Here is a 16,473-nt window from a genome sequence, read left to right on the forward strand (position 1 = left end):
CATTGGCATTCATGAGTCACTTCATTTATACGTTCATTCATTCTTACGTCCCTTCCGAATCGTCCTCCATGCTTGCCGCAACCTCATCCCGAACGGAGAAGTTTGGACCGGGATTTCTTATTTTCTTCATTCTTGGGCTTGTTAAGGTTTCATAAGTAACGACGATCTTTTGCGGGATTTTGTATGGTGGCAGCTTGTCTTGGCAAAAGTCCCAGATTTGTCTGCGCAGTTCAGTAAGAGACTGTTCACCTGTAAGTCTGACCGTGGCCTTAACCATCTGCCCCGTAATTCCACTCGGCTCCCCGCTGACGACAGCCGTTTCAATGGAATCCATTTGCTCCAGAACGTTCTCCACTTCCGCAGGATAAACCTTACGTCCGCCTACATTAATGATCTCCGAGCGGCGACCCAAAATGCGAATGTAACCATCCTCCATCTCCGCTTCATCCCCGGTCTGAAGCCAACCATCTTCCGTGAACGGAGATGGAGCGTTCAGATACCCGATCATGGCCGTCTCACTCTGGATCTCAAGCAGCCCGTCTACAATCCGATAACGGACTTCTTCGTCACGCACCGTAAATAGCAATGAACCCGAGTCTTTGGAACGTGTCGGCAAAATGCCAAGCTCAGACATGCCATAAGCCTGCACCGTGCGTACATGCGGGAACTGTCGATTCCATGCTGCAAGCAGCGCCTCTGGCATAACCTCTGACCCATAGGAGACCACTCCGAGACTGGATAGGTCGAATTCCCGATAGATTTCACTAAGGAGCATTAGATTCATGAACGTTGGTGAGACCGGCAGCGCCTGAACGCGATACTTTTCAATGGTTCTGCATACTTCGACGGGTGAGCGATCCGATATGATACATAAACAGCCGCCGCTGGACAGAGATTGCAGCATCGTGTTTAAGCCGCCAATATGGTCAAACATCATGAAAGGAATGGTACAAAGTGGCCGGACTTGCCGCCTGAACCCGTTCAGCAGACGATCCGCGCTGTGAACAGCAGCTTTGCTTCGTCCTGTCGATCCGGAGGAGAAGATCACCAGACCTGCTTTCTTTTCCTGACCGAGCCTTGCCAATATCGGAGATCGACTAACTTGCACGGAGCAGCGTCTGGCTATAGCTTCCCCTTCTGCAACACTCATGCACCATTCTGCCTGAGCGAGCGCTGTATATTCATTCCGTTTAGCCTCAACCAAGTGTCGATCCAGCGGAACCACAATACAATTCCGTTCCAGAAGAGCGATTAATGCCGCTGCGGCATAAGGAGAATAATCCTCTTCAAGCACAACGATTGCCCCTTCAAGCCCTTCTCTGGAAATCCACTGACTAAGGGTCTTCACCTGATCCAATAACCAGCTATAACTATATTGCTCGTCCTTCCATATCAACGCAGGGCGGCTGCCATACACAGCGAACCGTTCCAGAAGGAAAGTGATATTCATCCCTCATCATCCTTCGGGCCATGTTTCAATTGTGCCTCCAAATATTCAACCAGCGATTCCACCGTTCGGTATGGACTTTCGGGCATGGAAGCAGCGGCTATTTCCGCAAGAGTTATCCCTACACCAAACGTATCTTCAACCCCTTGCTCTACAACCGCAAGTAAAGTGACAAGTTCAAGAGAGTCCAGTCTCCCCCGACTTCCATATAGGGGCGCCTGCAAACCACGCTCCAGAGGAATGGACGCGTTATGGTACCGATTAATCTCATCGCAGCTATCCAACACAATCCGCTCAATAACTTCCCGTTGTGAAGGCGCGGGGTTCTCTGCAGTCGATGAGGTCTGTCTGAATCGGTCAGCATGCTGATGTGTCGTCATCAGCGCTTCGTACCAGCGCAATTCGTCCGCCGCCAATTGTTCGATAATATCCGTTAACTGCTCCCGCCATTCAGGGCTTCGTTTCATTCTGGCGATCTGCAGCAGCTTGTGAGCCTGTTCCCAGCGAGCTATCAATGCACCGAATTCCGCAGCATATTGATCATGGGGAGAATCAAGCCATTTGGCGGCCTCTTCCAGCAAATCGCGGAAAAAGTAGCGGCTCCAGCGCATGTCAAACAGGAACGCGGAGATGGCTTTCTCTTTTCACGATCCACCTCGGCATCCGGGTGCAATCTTTGTAACAATTGTGAAGATACAGCCTTTCCAAAATAATAGCTTCGATCGCCCTGCCAGACCGTTCTGCCCGTGATGAATTCATGGGCTTGGGTCGCCAGCGCAGAACGCATCATGTTCCGGTAACCTTCGGAATCGAGTGTTTCCACCGCACGGATCTCCATCGTGCCATAGGTCCGTAATGTTTCTTTTCGCCGGGCTATTTCCAGCTCAGAGATATTTTTGTTTCCTTTCCAGAACTCCTGGAAATCAGCAGCAGATACAGCTCCCATGTATTTGGAGGGAACAGGATCATAGATATAGAACTGCTCCTCATCCATCCCGTACACAGCCAGCCAATGATCGACCAGATGCAGGCGCGAGCCTTGTTTAACGAGCTTGTGAATATATTCCGGATTTCGATAATCCTCCCCGTAGGGCAAGCAATAACTTGTGCCTGTGACGATCAAAAGGTCCTCATGTTCAAGGCGCTCCCGCATATATGCCTTACCTTGTTCGAAGCTGTCAAATTCCCGTTCTCCAAACACTTCCCACATCGTCTCCCCATAATCCAGCTTATGAAAATAAGGCTTGATCAGGCCACGATCCGAACAGGAAGGCAGACTATACAAGCGGCTGGAAGCCAGCAATCCGAGACTGCTTAATGAGCCCTGACGCTGAAGGATTTCATGAATCAAAGGAAAATTGCAGGGATAATAATACGGAATATCCATCGTTGGTTGAAATGGTTGACTAATCATGGCTACCTCCTGTTCCCGGCCTTGGCAGCTGTGCTGCCCCAAGACTGGATTTTGTAATGAAGAGACAGGTTATCACGCGCACGAAACACCCGATTGGGCAGTGCCTTGCCATCTGCATCGGTCTCAAACTGCCGGAAGCCTCGCGTGAACCTGAACCGAAATCCGCTGTCACGCGGAACCTCGAAGCATCCCTCATAACGGCCGCCGCCTGTGTGCAGAAGCTTCATGCCCATGCCTCCGTAGATCGAGTCATCATACATGTCCTGATACGGTACCTCCGCACTCATGCAGACTGTCACGTGACCCGATAATTCCTCCACAACCATATACATGCGTGATGCCGACAACGCTCCCACCGTCAGGGTAACCACTGCATTACCCGTCTTGACAGGAACCAGTTCCCCATTGGGTCGTACCTCAAGAACATCGGGTTGACTGGACCTATATTCCCCTTCAAGCACACTCATGGTGAACCCACTATCATGATGAAGCAGCGCATTGATGTGACTGGTCATTCCGCCCTTCAAACCAATAACGTCCCTTCCTTTAAGCTCAAGAGAGACCGGATTACCGATTCGGCCAAACATGTACATCAGCGGAAACTGAACCCGCTCTCCCCAATCCGCTTCCTGATGACCTGCATCCGGCTGTTCCAGAAATGCGATGTCCCTGCCAGATTTATACCCCAGTTCAAGCATCTGATGGGCTATTTTCCTTACCTGGGAAGGGAGAAACAGTCCTTCGGCGTCCCCAATATCCATCCACATTTGAATCGGAGCACTGCTCTCAGGCATGAGATACATGTCCTCTTCCAGAAGCCTGCTGTCCGACGCTTCGTCCAGCTGTACGTCCACGAAGAAGGGAGAGAGCATGATTAATTTGCCAAAAATTTCGGGATGACGTGTTCCCATATGAAAGGTGCTGAGTGCCGCTGCGGAAGAACCAAGCAGTCCCGTATTGTACTTGTCCGGAAGTGTGCGGTAATGCTCGTCAATGAACGGTTTCAATTCATGAATGATAAAGTGTTCATAATCCAGGCCGGAGCAGCCCACACTCACCGCTTCTCTTGCAGGCGCAATGAAATGATAGAATTCATTGTGTGTAACTGGACGAACATGGGCAATTCCGACAATGATCAGCCCATCCATCAAGCCTTGAGCGATCAGTTGGTCTGCTGCCTGATCTACGTGCCACGTTTCATTTCCCGCAGTCGAAGAGCCGAAGGCTCTCTGACCCGCATGCATGTATAACACCGGATAACGATGATCCACATGCTCCTTATAGCCTGGTGGCAAATAGACAAAAATCTTTCTCGTGTTGTCCAGCCTGGATGCCTTGAAACCTTCCACACATTCGATGACAGAATGAGTGTTCACTGAGCCATCAACCGCCTCTCCTATAGATTCCCCTTGTACACACTGGTTTTTTCCGGTTATGCCTGCTTTGTTCTTCCTTCGGCTACATCGACAAACAACCCCGTCTCTGAAGAGACGGGGTTGTTTTAAACACCGAAATGTTCTAAAATGCATAGCCCTTATATTGGTGGGTCTGCGAATAGTTTAAATCTGTTAAGCCTGATTGTAAATATAGAAATAGAAAATAAATGCTCAGGAAAAAGTTATTGACAAGCAAACCATTATTTAATTATCATAACGTTGTGATTATAACAAGAGGGCCATGCTTTTAAACCCAATCGGTTTAGGACAACCCCGGTAACTCCATCAGGAGGTGCCGGGGTTGTTGGCATTCACAAGGAGGGGATATCGTTAAGAATAACCTGCCAATGGCTAAATTGAAAGCGCTTTTCTAACCAAGGAAGAGAACACACATCTAAATAAACGAAGGGTGGATTACCATGTTCAAATGGACCAAGCGAATCATCCTCAGTACCACGCTGAGCTTCAGCTTGCTGGCCGGAAGTGCACTGCCAATATTCCCGGCGGCCTCCGTATTCGCAGATGCGGATACGGCTGTAACCAACAAGCAGAACTTCAGCACCGATGTTATTTATCAAGTATTTACCGATCGCTTTCTGGACGGCAATCCCTCCAACAACCCTACCGGAGGGGCCTATGACGCCTCCTGTTCCAACCTGAAGCTCTATTGCGGGGGCGACTGGCAAGGACTAATTAACAAGATCAACGACAATTATTTTACCGATCTCGGCATTACGGCACTCTGGATTTCCCAGCCTGTGGAGAACATTTACTCGCTGATTAACTATTCCGGTGTCAACAATACGGCTTATCACGGCTATTGGGCACGTGACTTCAAGAAGACCAATCCTGCTTTCGGTACGATGACCGATTTCCAGAACCTGATCAATACGGCACATGCCAAGGGCATTAAAGTGATCATTGATTTTGCTCCCAACCATACCTCTCCTGCCATGGAAACCGATACCTCATTCGCAGAGAATGGAAAGTTGTACAATAACGGCACACTGCTTGGTGGCTACACCAATGATACGAACAAATACTTCCACCACAATGGCGGCTCTGACTTCTCCACACTGGAGAACGGTATCTACAAAAACCTCTATGATCTCGCTGACCTGAATCACAACAACAGCACGATTGACACCTATTTCAAAGATGCGATCAAGCTCTGGCTGGATATGGGCATTGACGGAATCCGGGTGGATGCGGTCAAGCATATGCCGATGGGATGGCAAAAGAACTGGATGTCCTCCATCTACGGCTACAAACCGGTGTTTACGTTTGGTGAATGGTTCTTGGGTTCCTCGGCTTCAGACGCCGACAACACCAACTTCGCCAACCAATCCGGCATGAGTCTGCTCGACTTCCGTTTCAACAATGAAGTACGTAACGTGTTCCGGGATAATACGTCCTCGATGGTTGCCCTGGATGCCATGATCACCAGTACTGCGGCTGATTATGCCCAGGTGAATGATCAGGTTACCTTCATTGATAACCACGACATGGACAGATTCAAAACAAGTGCCGTTAACAACCGTCGCCTGGAACAAGCTCTTGCATTTACACTTACTTCGCGCGGCGTGCCAGCTATCTATTACGGTACGGAACAATATTTGACGGGTAACGGAGACCCTAACAACCGGGCAAAAATGCCTTCATTCTCCAAAACAACAACCGCTTTTAACGTCATCAGCAAACTGGCACCATTACGCAAAACCAATCCAGCTATCGCTTACGGAACTACCCAGCAGCGCTGGATTAACAATGATGTGTATGTGTATGAACGTAAATTCGGCAACAACGTGGCTGTCGTAGCGGTTAACCGCAATCTCTCGAATTCCACTTCCATCAGCGGCCTTACTACATCGCTCCCTTCTGGAACATACAACGATGTACTTGCAGGTGCGCTAAACGGTAATAACATTACCTCCACAGGAGGTAACGTCTCTACCTTCACTTTGGCCGCAGGAGCCACAGCAGTTTGGCAGTATACAGCCAATACCACAACGCCAACCATCGGGCATGTAGGTCCTACCATGGGTAAAGCGGGCAACACCGTTACTATTGATGGTCGCGGATTCGGTACTACCAAAGGCACGGTCTATTTCGGTACAACAGCTGTGACCGGTTCAGCCATTACATCATGGGAAGATACTCAGATCAAAGTGACCATCCCTGCTGTTGCTGCCGGCAACTATGCAGTTAAAGTCGCAGCCAGCGGAGTCAACAGTAACACCTATAACAATTTCACGATTCTTAGTGGCAATCAGGTTTCCGTTCGTTTTGTGATCAACAATGCATCCACCACGCTTGGTCAGAATCTCTATCTGTCAGGTAATGTCGCGGAGCTGGGCAACTGGTCCACAGGTCCTCTCGCCATAGGTCCAGCGTTTAATCAGGTGATCTACTCCTATCCAACCTGGTACTACGACGTCAGCGTACCTGCTGGAACGAAACTGGAATTCAAGTTTTTCAAAAAGAACGGCTCTACCATCACGTGGGAAAATGGTAATAACCATACCTTCACCACACCAACCAGCGGAACGGCAACCGTTACAGTGGACTGGCAATAGTCATTCCTTCATCTTCCTATCATTCAACCCGGAGTCAGACGCGATAAGCGCCTGCTCCGGGTTCTTTGATTGAGCTTGTTTTACCTTTGACATGGCATGCTTGGCTATCGATAGGTCCGAATGGATTTCAATCCTGCTGCTGCGACCACCCCTACCACCAAAAGCAACGCCCCAAGGCTTTCCAACACGGTTTGGGCACCCCATTGATCGGCCAGAACCGAAACCACCGTTAATCCCAGGATCGGGGCTGTACTTGTTATGGTACCGAGCACACCGTAGATTCTTCCCTGCAGCTCATCAGGAACCTCGGCACGCATCATGATCTGGGTTAACATCGTACAGCACGCAAACATGGCTCCCCCGGCAATAATCAGCGGCAAGGCCAGCAATGGAGAGGATACCTTGGATAACAGCATATACAGTGGACCAAGGACCAGTAAACCGATAAACACCCATCGTCCTCTTCGTTTCAACCGGTTGCCGGAGGCAATCAGAATCCCGGAACCCAGCATATACCCCAAAGGAATACACGTCTCGATCAGTCCGAACTGGACAGGATTCGCCTGCCATACGTTGACCGCCATGACCTGAACAAGCATGATGGCTGACATGAAGAAGAGAATCAGCAGCGGATTAAGAATGACGATGGAGCGAATCAGGGGATGTGCAAAGATGTAGGAGAACGAGCTACCCCACTCCTTGACGAACGATCCTCTATGCATGGAAGAACGTTGTACATCAGGAAAACGTCCGGCCAACATCACACATATCGCAGACAATAAAAAGGTCACACCCGTAATCATGATGGCCGTAAACCCTCCAAATGCAGAAACTGCAATCCCCGCTGCGGCCAGTCCGCTGATACGGGCAATATTATCGACCAGATGAATGGTTCCTGTAGCTTGCTGCAGATGCTCCCTCCCCACCAGACTGGTTACCGAAGCATGAAATGCAGGCGCCTGAAACAAGCTGGAGAACATCGAAAGGGAAAGTAAGAGCAGCACGAATGGAAAAGGAGCGTGCAGTACAAACAGACTCACTGCGATGATAAACGCCATGGCTCCACGGAACAAGTCCGACGACAGCATCAGTTTTCTGCGATCCAGCCTGTCGGCAAACGTACCCGCGAATGATCCAAACAGAAAACTGACGACCATATTACATACCTGCACAGCTGCCATGCTCTTGGCACTTCCCGTGGTCTGCAACACCCACAGACTGATGGCAATGCCGTTTAAGCAATCACCGAATACAGAGATGCCGTAGCCGCATAAAATTCTGCGATAAGCAACATTGCGCCAAAGCGCCCTGTTGGCCATTTTCTGACTCTCCGCAGCAGTGCGAGCCCCGTTTGGCCCCAATTCGGGTTCTGGGGACTGTAGCGTTCCCATCGATCTTTCCTCCTTTTATCATTCGGTCTCAAACAGCAGACAGGCGCTTCCGAAGCAGTTCCAGCGATGAATGGAACCTCTCAGAAGCGCCTGATTGGTGGTGGCCTGGGTATGTTCTACAGGCTGTCTATGCGGTTAACTGTTTATATCCTTTATCATTTTATCCTTTGGAGGCGCCAGAGGTCAGCCCCTGCACAAGGAAACGCTGCAGGAATACAAACAACAACGTAATCGGAATGGCGATCAGTACGGCCCCGGCAGCAAACATCGTAAAGTTACTGTCCTGATAGCGGCTAACCAGATCCCACATGCCGACTGCAAGGGTCCAGTTCTCTTTCGTCCGGAGTACCAGCCGGGCAAAGATAAAGTCCATCCACGCACCCGTAAAGCTGGTTAAAGCTACATAGGTCAGCATCGGCCGGGACAACGGCAAAATGATACTGGTGAACACGCGCAGATGACTGGCGCCGTCAATTCGTGCGGCTTCATCCAGACTGCGCGGGATGGTATCAAAGAACCCTTTGACAATAAATCCACCCAGCACGGCCCCGGACGAATAGACCAGAATCAACGCGGCATGGGTGTCCAGCAATTTGATCTGAAGCAAAATAATATAAATGGCGATCATACTCATGAAGCTGGGGAACATCCCCAGGATCAGCATGGTGGATAGAATGGTCTTCCGACCGCGAAACCGGAAACGGGATAAGGCATACATGCCCAACGTAACCATAAGCGTTGAGAAAATCATGGTGAAAAAGGCGATCTTCAACGTGTTCAGATACCACGTTCCATACATGAACGACGGGTTGTTAAACAGCTCCCCATAATGTGCCAGCGTGAACGCTTCAGGCCACAGACGTTCACTGAACAGGGCCGCACCTGGACGCAGTGACGATAGAAATATCCACAAGACGGGATACACCGATACGATGGCAATGATGACCAGCAGTACATAACTGATCGTCAGACGCATGGGATTGTTGCGCTTTTTCATTGAATCATGTCCTCCTCCTTGAACGATTTGGAACGACGGAAATTCCAGATGGAGAACGACGCAATAATCAGGAAGATAATAATGCCGACCGCCGAAGCCATATTGAACTTGTTGTTATCCAACGTCAGTTTATACAACCAGGTCACGAGAAGGTCGGTTGATCCCGCATATTGATAATCGCCACGCAGCGGATTACCATTCGTCAGCAGGAAGATGACATTGAAGTTGTTGAAATTCCCGGCAAACTGCATAATGAGCACCGGTGTTGTGGCGAACATGATAAAGGGAAGTGTAATGATGCGGAACTTCTGAAAGCCGGACGCCCCGTCTACCTCAGCCGCTTCATACAAATCCCGTGGAATCGCCGTCAACACGCCCAGGATGAGCACCATGCTGACCGGGATTCCGATCCACATGTTGACAATGACGACGGTAACTTTTGCCCAGAACGGATCGGTTAACCAAGGCAGCCCCTCAAGACCAAAAGCCTTCATATACGTATTAATGGGGCCAAACTGTCCGTTGAACAAGTTACGCATCAGAAGCAGAGAGATAATCTGCGGAATGGCATAAGGAAGAATGAATATCGTCCGCCACAGCTTTTTGAAACGAATGCCCTTCTGTTCGATGAGAAGCGCAACCAACACGCCCCCAAAATAGGTAGTGATCGTTGCCAGAATGGCCCAAATGACCGTCCACGTTAATACCCCAAAGAAGGTATGGCTCCACGATTTAAGCTGAACCAGGTCCGTAAACGTCTTAAAGCCCACCCAGTCCACCAGCTTGGCGGGTGGAATATGATCCGGTGCCGAGTAGTTGGTGAAGGCCAGCGTAATCGTAAACAAAATCGGCATAATCGTGAAAAACAGGATACCGAGGGCTGGAATCGACAAGAAAAGATACGGGAATTGTTTATCGAGCAGATATCTCAGGGAAGCAGAAGCTCTGGTAGCCTGCTTTCCTTCCTCTCTTAATTTTCCCGTGAGGTACGCGTCCCGGATATTGAAGATATACAGCAGAAGAAAAACGAAAAACACTAAAAGTACAATAATTCCATTGAGCAGCAAAAAGATGGAGTGGTCGCCCTGCTGCAGCACCGTTGATCCATTCACTTTGACAAAACGCTGCGTCTGCTCGCCCAGCGTCCATACTCCCCATACGGCTTGATTCAAACGAGGAATCAGATATGCGAGTCCAATTCCCTCCAGGATCAGAAAACAGATTCCCTTGATCCATTGACGGTTATACAACTGTCCAAGTCCTTGCAGGACCACGGACAACACAGCCGCTGTCATGCGATGCTGTCTTTCTCTATTCGGCTTGACAGTGACTGGAACATGCTGCTGTTTCATTCATTCCTACTCCTTCCCGGCAAGCGAAGTTACCGATCAGTTATAGCAGAGTGCAGAGGACATGTTGACTTCCTCTGCACCTGCTCTTTTTTATTTATTGGACAGTTGCAAGGCTCTCCTTGACTTGGTTGACTGCGTTATCCAGAGAGGTTTTTACATCCTTGCCTCCATCCCATATGTCGGTAATTGCCGCGCTGATGGGACCCCAAACGCTGTCCATGGCAGGAAGCGAAGGCATTGGAGTGGAGTTGTTGAATTGCTCAAGGAATGCCTTTGTAATTTCATCTCCCTGAATCTTCGGATCTGCCGCAACGTCTTTATTGGCCGGGAGAGTTCCGTTCATCTCAAAGTTGACCATCTGAGATTCGGCACTGGAGAGATATGCCGCAAACAGCTTGGCAGCATTCGGATAGGTTGTGAATGCATTGACGTAATATGCCTTGACTCCAGAGAAGGAGGTCATCGGTTTGCCCTCAATCGCCGGAAGTGGAGCAACACCGAAGTCAATGCCGGCATTGCGATAATCGGCGATGGACCAAGGTCCGTTAATATCCATAGCCAGTTTTCCGCTTGAAAAGAGACCTTTCTTGATGTCATAGTTCACATCGCCCATTTTCACAGGCAGTACTTCCGATTTCAGCGTTTGCAAGAATTGGCCGCCCTTGATGGCTCCTTCATTGTTGAGGCCAATATCCTCGCTGTTCATGCCTTCATCGCCAAAGATATATCCACCTTGGGAAGCCAGGTAAGCAAAGTTGTAATAGAACTGCTGGAGCTCCCACATCAGAGTGTACTTGTTGTTTTTGGTGTCATTAAAGGTTTTGGCAAAGCTAATAATGTCATCAAATGATTTCGGTGCTTCGGGATAAAGCTTTTTGTTATAGAACAGCGCATAGGTTTCTACGCTGTAGGGATAGCCGTATAAGATGTCTTTGAAGGTTACGGCTTTAACCGCATTGTCACTGGATGATTGTGTGGTCTGTTGCTCAAAAATATCGTTCGGCAAGATCAGTCCGGCTTCTGAAGCGCTGCCAATCTTGTCATGCGGGAAAACCACCACATCCGCAGCCAATCCCGCGGGTCCGTCCGTTGTCAGCTTGGTCACCTGATCGGTCGGCGGTAATTCCTCGATCTTTACAGAAACGCCGTACTCCTCTTCAAATTTCTTCGCTCGCTCCTCGATAAAGCTCCGCTGATTTTTATCCTCCCATATGACAAGGCTTGCGCCCTCTTCTGGCTGAATATTTTCCGCGGTCACTGTTGTTTCACCAGTCTCACCGCTGTCTGTTGTGGTTGGCGCAGCGCCTCCACCTCCGCTTGAACATGCGGTAAGTGTGAGTGCCATGAATCCTGCAAGTGCTGCTTGCTGCCATTTTCTCATTGAAATTCCCCCTTTTCGTAGTCATGATCGATGCTGTACTTGCGCTTTTCACCCGTTTTTCTGTGTACTGTTCCTGTATTCTGAAGTTCGGCATCTATCCGTTCGAACGTAATACAAACGTTTGCTCATATTAACCTCAGACTGGTCCAATCCTTATGTAATCGGGATGAATTTTCTTAGATGTATGTTGATTCAAGTCATGTAAGCGCTATAATAACAATCACATCATACAATAGCTAACTTTATTTGCACAAACGTTTGCACAAGTCATTTTTGCTCATTTTCCTTCATTTTGGCGGCATATGTCCCTGTAATTTCCGATTTCCTTGATCTCCCGCCGTCTTCCTTTATTTCGCTACCTCTTCTTTACCATGATGCAGTTAGCAATTGATTTATCAAAGTCTTTGAATTAACATAGGAGACATGTTGAAATGCTTGTACAGAAGGGATTTTTCACATGATTACAATCAAAGATATTGCCAAATTGGCGGGTGTATCCCCTTCTACGGTCTCACGGGTTATTTCCAACCATCCCAGAATCAGTTCGGAAACGTCACTCAAAGTGAAGCAAATCATGAAAGAACTAAATTATCATCCAAATATGATGGCCAAAAGCCTTGTTTCCAAAACGACTCATACCCTGGGTATCATGCTGCCCCGACCTGCTGAAGAGCTGTTTCAGAACTACTTTTTCGGAGAATTACTTCGGGAATCATTACGCATGCCACCCGCATGAATTATGAACTTCTTCTCTCCACCGAAACGTCTTCCAGTGATGAATTGAATGCCATATCCCGCCTGGTACATGGGCGACGCGTGGATGGTATTTTGCTGCTAGGCTCCAAACGCGAAGATCCGATCATATCGTTTTTGGAGGCGGAAAAGTTCCCCTTTGTACTGATTGGTCGCAGCGAAACGCATCCCGATGCACCGATGGTGGACAATAACAACATACAAACGGCATTCGATGCAACTACACATCTGATTGCCCAAGGACATAAACGAATCGGATTTGTTAGCGGACCACCGGATTTGACGTTGTCTCATGATCGCTTGCGGGGATACAATAATGCACTTAAAGAAGCGGGTCTTGATGCTAACAATGACTGGATCGTGGAAGGAGAATTCCTGCAGGAAAGCGGCTTCCGGGCGATGTCCCTGTTCATGTCGCTGCCAGACAGACCAACCGCCCTCGTTGTCATCGACGACAATGTTGCCTTCGGAGTGCTTCGTGCTCTGGCCGAACTGGGATATAACGTTCCTGAAGATATAAGTGTTGTGAGTTTTAATAATATTGCCTTATCAGAGCTTGCTTCCCCGCCGCTCAGTTCCATTGATATCGGAACTTATCAGCTAGGTTATACTGCGGTTCAGGTATTGTTGAAAATTTTGCATGGTGAACATCTGCCTCAGAATCCGGTTATTATCCCGCACCGCTTAATTGTTCGGGATTCGTCCCTCTTTACGTTATCTGGGAATGCGTAGACATGCCTGTGCAAACGTTTGTCCTACTTCCTCACATCCCACGTTCTCACGGTTGTGAACATGCAAAAGAAGCCCATACACGGGTATGAGCTTCTTTGCATATTTCAGTTATGAACGATAGATTAGTAGGAGCTCCATCCTGCATCTGCTGTTACGACTGTTCCGTTCACAAAGCTGGATTCATCCGAACCGAGGAACAGGGCTACCTGTGCAATCTCTTCACTTTTACCTGAACGCGGATTAATCGCCATTCCCAGCTGTTGTCTGCTCGCACCGAAGTGATTAATGTTTGTCATTGTGGAAGCGATATTGGTTTCAACCCCGCCCGGAGCAATCGCGTTACAGCGAATACCTTGCTGAGCATACATGAAGCCTGTATTCTTCGTGAATCCCACGACTGCATGTTTGGAAGCTGTGTACGCCGCGCCTGCACGTGCACCATGCAATCCGCCTGCTGAAGCGATGTTAACGATAACGCCTTTTTGTTTTTCCAAGAAGATTGGCAGCACTTTGCGGGTTGCACGCATTACACTTGTGGTGTTGATTGCAAAGATCCGTTCCCACTTGTCATCCACAATGTCGCCAGCTGGTTCCATACTGTCCATAATGCCTGCATTATTGACCAGGATGTCCACTGTTCCATAAGTGTTAACCGTCGTATCGATCAGATTCTGAATATCCTCTTCCTTCGCCACATTCGCAACCACAAACGTCGCTTCTCCACCTTTTGCCTTGATATCCTCTGCAACCGCCTGCGCTGAAGCTTCATTGATATCCGATACAACCACCTTTGCACCTTCTTGTGCATACAGTGTTGCAATTGCTTTGCCCATGCCGGAACCTGCACCTGTGACTACTGCTACTTTATCTTGAAGTCTCATATTGTATCATCCTCCATGTATTCGTTTACAATAAGTTAACAAACAAATGTTCATTAACTCTTATCCTTAGTATAATAAGTCATAGCAATCTTGTTCAATCAGTAAAAGCTTGCCCAATTGTACGTTAATCAACACTTCCCATTCAGAATGTACTTTATCTTAAAATATCCATTTACGAGGAGTACTGTATATGACCGAACTTCCAAATTCCATGGATCGAAGAATCAAAAAATCCAAAGCGGCGCTGAAGGATGCTCTCATCCAATTAATGCAAAAACAGTCGTTTAAGGAAATATCCATTACCGATATCGTACAACTGGCCGATCTGAATCGAGGTACCTTTTACAGACATTATCAATACAAGGAAGACCTCTTCAATGAAATGATTGATGACGTGATCAAGGATCTGGTCTTCTCCTATCGCGAACCTTATCTGGATAAAGAAATATTTGAAGTAAGTCATATGCCCTCTTCTGCAATCAAAATATTTGAACATGTGCATCAGCATGCACAATTCTACACTCTGGTTGTGAAGTCGGAGGCCTCCTCCAATTTCCAACAGATGATCTGCGATGTTCTGCGTGACCTTGCCCTTCAGGATCTGAACGAAATATTCCCGTCCCACATTAACCGTGAGCTACTGGCAAGTTACCAGTCCCATGCGATCTTTGGCATGATTATTGAATGGATTAGGCAAGAATTCAAGCATAGTCCCGCGTATATGGCAGATGAGTTATTTAAAATCATTAATTTCAAACCGGGCAATATGGTTGTCCAGTCTAACCTAAAATGAGTTCATTGAAGGGAATTTCAAGAACAAAGCTATTCTTAAAGAATATCAAAAGCGACCATTCCCAAGTGCTTAACAAGGAACGGTCGCTATATTGGTTTATGAAAGTTAAAATTATAACCCCAGCTTCTGCCCTTTCTCCAACCGCTGAATCTGTTGCTCCCCGGTATCCGCCAGTTCACGGAACTGGTTAATGGTCTCCCGCATCCGCGGCAGCGCCTCCTGCTTATAAACGCTGATCGAGTCGAGCGCAGAAAGTACATCTGTGAACGCCTGCTTCATTGTATCCACCGAAATGCTGGCATCGTAAGCTTGCTTCTGGATGGCAATGCCCTGATCTTTCAGCATTTTGGACGTACCTGCGATCAGATCATTGGTCGTCCGGTTGAGCAGTTCGATTTTCTGCAACACAATCTTCTGGTTGTAAAGTGCACTTGCGACGGTGACGGCAATTTTCAATGCCGAGATCGTTACATTTTTGGCCCGATCCACACCGCGGATCAGTTCCTTGTTGTTGCGGATGACGACTTCAATTGCCATGATGCCCTGCTGGTTCACCACAAGCATTTGCTGCAAATCCATGACCCGCTGACGGAGCGGGAACAGCACTTCTTCCGTGATAAAACGAACTTTCTCCGGGTCCTCGTTGCGGACTTTGGCGGCTTCGATCTGTGCATCAATCGACTCATCCATTAGCACACCCAGCTGAATTTCCTTTTGCAGTCGTTTGGTGAGTTCCCGTAAATTTTGCTGTTCAATCTCCAGTGTGGTGTTGTCATTTCTCAAGGTTGCTCTGCCTTTGTCCAGCGACGTCACGATGTCGGCGATGACCGCGTCAGCCTTCTGGTATTTGAGGAAATAGGCCCGCAGCGGATTGAACAATTTACCGAGCAATCCGGTTTTGGCAAAATCGACCACGCTTGGGTCGAGATCCTTCAGTTGCATATGCAGCTCAGTCAAGCCTTTGGCGACCTGACCGCCCTCGTCTCCCGTCTTGGACAGATGTCCAACGGAGACTTGAAGCAACGCGTTTTTCTCAGAAGAGGACCTCATGGTGTTCATGCCAAAGCCGTCAATAGATTGCAAGATCTCTTTGCGTTTCTCCAGCGATTCGAGATCCAGTGTCATGATCATCTCTACGTTGGCATCCGCCACTTGCTGCAGCTCTGCCACCTCGGCAGGTACAGGCTTTATTTCTTCCTCAATCACCTTCTGAATTTCCTTCTGGCTAGGTATCTCCATCGAAAACGACATCCAAGTTCCCCCTCAAATTACGTGCTATATAATTAAAATAATGAACTTACACTAGGTCACTTTGAGTGC

12 protein-coding genes and 1 pseudogene are annotated in these 16,473 nt (G+C 48.4%); 3 read left to right on the top strand and 10 right to left on the bottom strand.

Annotated features, from left to right (window positions below; all coding sequences use genetic code 11):
* Nucleotides 1–43 precede the first annotated feature (43 nt).
* The 4 genes from ACTWJ7_RS30585 to ACTWJ7_RS30600 are packed head-to-tail and all read right to left on the bottom strand — an operon-like array spanning nt 44 to nt 4,237.
* Complete coding sequence (locus ACTWJ7_RS30585; RefSeq protein ID WP_301880769.1) at nt 44–1,450, bottom strand: ANL family adenylate-forming protein; 1,407 nt, start codon at nt 1,448–1,450, stop codon at nt 44–46.
* The gene (locus ACTWJ7_RS30590; RefSeq protein WP_443146188.1) at nt 1,447–1,962 is read right to left on the bottom strand and encodes a hypothetical protein; all 516 of its coding nucleotides are present in this window, start codon (nt 1,960–1,962) and stop codon (nt 1,447–1,449) included. Before ACTWJ7_RS30590 ends, ACTWJ7_RS30585 begins: the two co-directional genes overlap by 4 nt.
* Nucleotides 1,959–2,861 carry a hypothetical protein gene (locus tag ACTWJ7_RS30595; protein WP_443146189.1) on the bottom strand — a complete coding sequence of 301 codons (903 nt, stop codon included), beginning with the start codon at nt 2,859–2,861 and terminating at the stop codon, nt 1,959–1,961. The genes ACTWJ7_RS30590 and ACTWJ7_RS30595 overlap by 4 nt, the downstream gene beginning before the upstream one ends.
* A 2-nt stretch (nt 2,862–2,863) precedes the next feature.
* A complete protein-coding gene (locus ACTWJ7_RS30600; RefSeq protein WP_301880771.1) occupies nt 2,864–4,237 on the bottom strand; it encodes an alpha/beta hydrolase in 1,374 nt (457 codons plus the stop codon).
* A 479-nt stretch (nt 4,238–4,716) separates the two neighbouring features.
* Between ACTWJ7_RS30600 and ACTWJ7_RS30605 the strand changes: the two genes are divergently transcribed.
* Nucleotides 4,717–6,873, top strand: coding sequence for an alpha-amylase family glycosyl hydrolase (locus ACTWJ7_RS30605; RefSeq protein ID WP_301880772.1), 2,157 nt, complete (start codon nt 4,717–4,719; stop codon nt 6,871–6,873).
* A gap of 104 nt (nt 6,874–6,977) precedes the next feature.
* Here ACTWJ7_RS30605 and ACTWJ7_RS30610 read toward each other — a convergent pair whose 3' ends face one another.
* The 4 genes from ACTWJ7_RS30610 to ACTWJ7_RS30625 all read right to left on the bottom strand — a co-directional run bounded on the left by ACTWJ7_RS30610 (nt 6,978) and on the right by ACTWJ7_RS30625 (nt 11,994).
* Entirely contained in the window at nt 6,978–8,264 is a 1,287-nt protein-coding gene (locus ACTWJ7_RS30610) for an MFS transporter (RefSeq protein WP_301880773.1), read from the bottom strand.
* Between the two features lie 160 nt (nt 8,265–8,424).
* Nucleotides 8,425–9,261 (bottom strand): sugar ABC transporter permease, encoded by an 837-nt coding sequence (locus tag ACTWJ7_RS30615; RefSeq protein WP_024628944.1) that lies wholly within the window; start codon nt 9,259–9,261, stop codon nt 8,425–8,427.
* Nucleotides 9,258–10,613 (bottom strand): carbohydrate ABC transporter permease, encoded by a 1,356-nt coding sequence (locus ACTWJ7_RS30620; RefSeq protein WP_301880774.1) that lies wholly within the window; start codon nt 10,611–10,613, stop codon nt 9,258–9,260. Before ACTWJ7_RS30620 ends, ACTWJ7_RS30615 begins: the two co-directional genes overlap by 4 nt.
* Before the next feature lie 94 nt (nt 10,614–10,707).
* A complete protein-coding gene (locus ACTWJ7_RS30625) occupies nt 10,708–11,994 on the bottom strand; it encodes a sugar ABC transporter substrate-binding protein (protein ID WP_285077592.1) in 1,287 nt (428 codons plus the stop codon).
* A 457-nt stretch (nt 11,995–12,451) separates the two neighbouring features.
* Between ACTWJ7_RS30625 and ACTWJ7_RS30630 the strand changes: the two are divergent.
* Nucleotides 12,452–13,479, top strand: a pseudogene (locus ACTWJ7_RS30630) (LacI family DNA-binding transcriptional regulator).
* Nucleotides 13,480–13,601: 122 nt separating this feature from the next.
* On the opposite strand, the gene ACTWJ7_RS30635 reads toward ACTWJ7_RS30630, so the two are convergent.
* A complete protein-coding gene (locus ACTWJ7_RS30635; protein WP_079349979.1) occupies nt 13,602–14,360 on the bottom strand; it encodes an SDR family oxidoreductase in 759 nt (252 codons plus the stop codon).
* A gap of 190 nt (nt 14,361–14,550) precedes the next feature.
* On the opposite strand from ACTWJ7_RS30635, the gene ACTWJ7_RS30640 reads away from it, so the two are divergent.
* A complete protein-coding gene (locus tag ACTWJ7_RS30640; protein ID WP_301880775.1) occupies nt 14,551–15,153 on the top strand; it encodes a TetR/AcrR family transcriptional regulator in 603 nt (200 codons plus the stop codon).
* A 111-nt stretch (nt 15,154–15,264) separates the two neighbouring features.
* On the opposite strand, the gene ACTWJ7_RS30645 is transcribed toward ACTWJ7_RS30640, so the two are convergent.
* Entirely contained in the window at nt 15,265–16,404 is a 1,140-nt protein-coding gene (locus tag ACTWJ7_RS30645; protein ID WP_301880776.1) for a toxic anion resistance protein, read from the bottom strand.
* Between the last annotated feature and the right edge of the window lie 69 nt (nt 16,405–16,473).

The sequence above is a fragment of the Paenibacillus sp. 1A_MP2 genome (genome assembly GCF_052244825.1).
Classification (GTDB): Bacteria; Bacillota; Bacilli; order Paenibacillales; family Paenibacillaceae; genus Paenibacillus; species Paenibacillus vandeheii.

What these genes read in the sequence shown, in the direction of transcription:
- ACTWJ7_RS30585 (WP_301880769.1), bottom strand. Translation starts at nt 1,450, where the DNA reads ATGAATATCACTTTCCTTCTGGAACGGTTCGCTGTGTATGGCAGCCGC.
- ACTWJ7_RS30595 (WP_443146189.1), bottom strand. Translation starts at nt 2,861, where the DNA reads ATGATTAGTCAACCATTTCAACCAACGATGGATATTCCGTATTATTAT.
- ACTWJ7_RS30605 (WP_301880772.1), top strand. Translation starts at nt 4,717, where the DNA reads ATGTTCAAATGGACCAAGCGAATCATCCTCAGTACCACGCTGAGCTTC.
- ACTWJ7_RS30610 (WP_301880773.1), bottom strand. Translation starts at nt 8,264, where the DNA reads ATGGGAACGCTACAGTCCCCAGAACCCGAATTGGGGCCAAACGGGGCT.
- ACTWJ7_RS30615 (WP_024628944.1), bottom strand. Translation starts at nt 9,261, where the DNA reads ATGAAAAAGCGCAACAATCCCATGCGTCTGACGATCAGTTATGTACTG.
- ACTWJ7_RS30620 (WP_301880774.1), bottom strand. Translation starts at nt 10,613, where the DNA reads ATGAAACAGCAGCATGTTCCAGTCACTGTCAAGCCGAATAGAGAAAGA.
- ACTWJ7_RS30625 (WP_285077592.1), bottom strand. Translation starts at nt 11,994, where the DNA reads ATGAGAAAATGGCAGCAAGCAGCACTTGCAGGATTCATGGCACTCACA.
- ACTWJ7_RS30635 (WP_079349979.1), bottom strand. Translation starts at nt 14,360, where the DNA reads ATGAGACTTCAAGATAAAGTAGCAGTAGTCACAGGTGCAGGTTCCGGC.
- ACTWJ7_RS30640 (WP_301880775.1), top strand. Translation starts at nt 14,551, where the DNA reads ATGACCGAACTTCCAAATTCCATGGATCGAAGAATCAAAAAATCCAAA.
- ACTWJ7_RS30645 (WP_301880776.1), bottom strand. Translation starts at nt 16,404, where the DNA reads ATGTCGTTTTCGATGGAGATACCTAGCCAGAAGGAAATTCAGAAGGTG.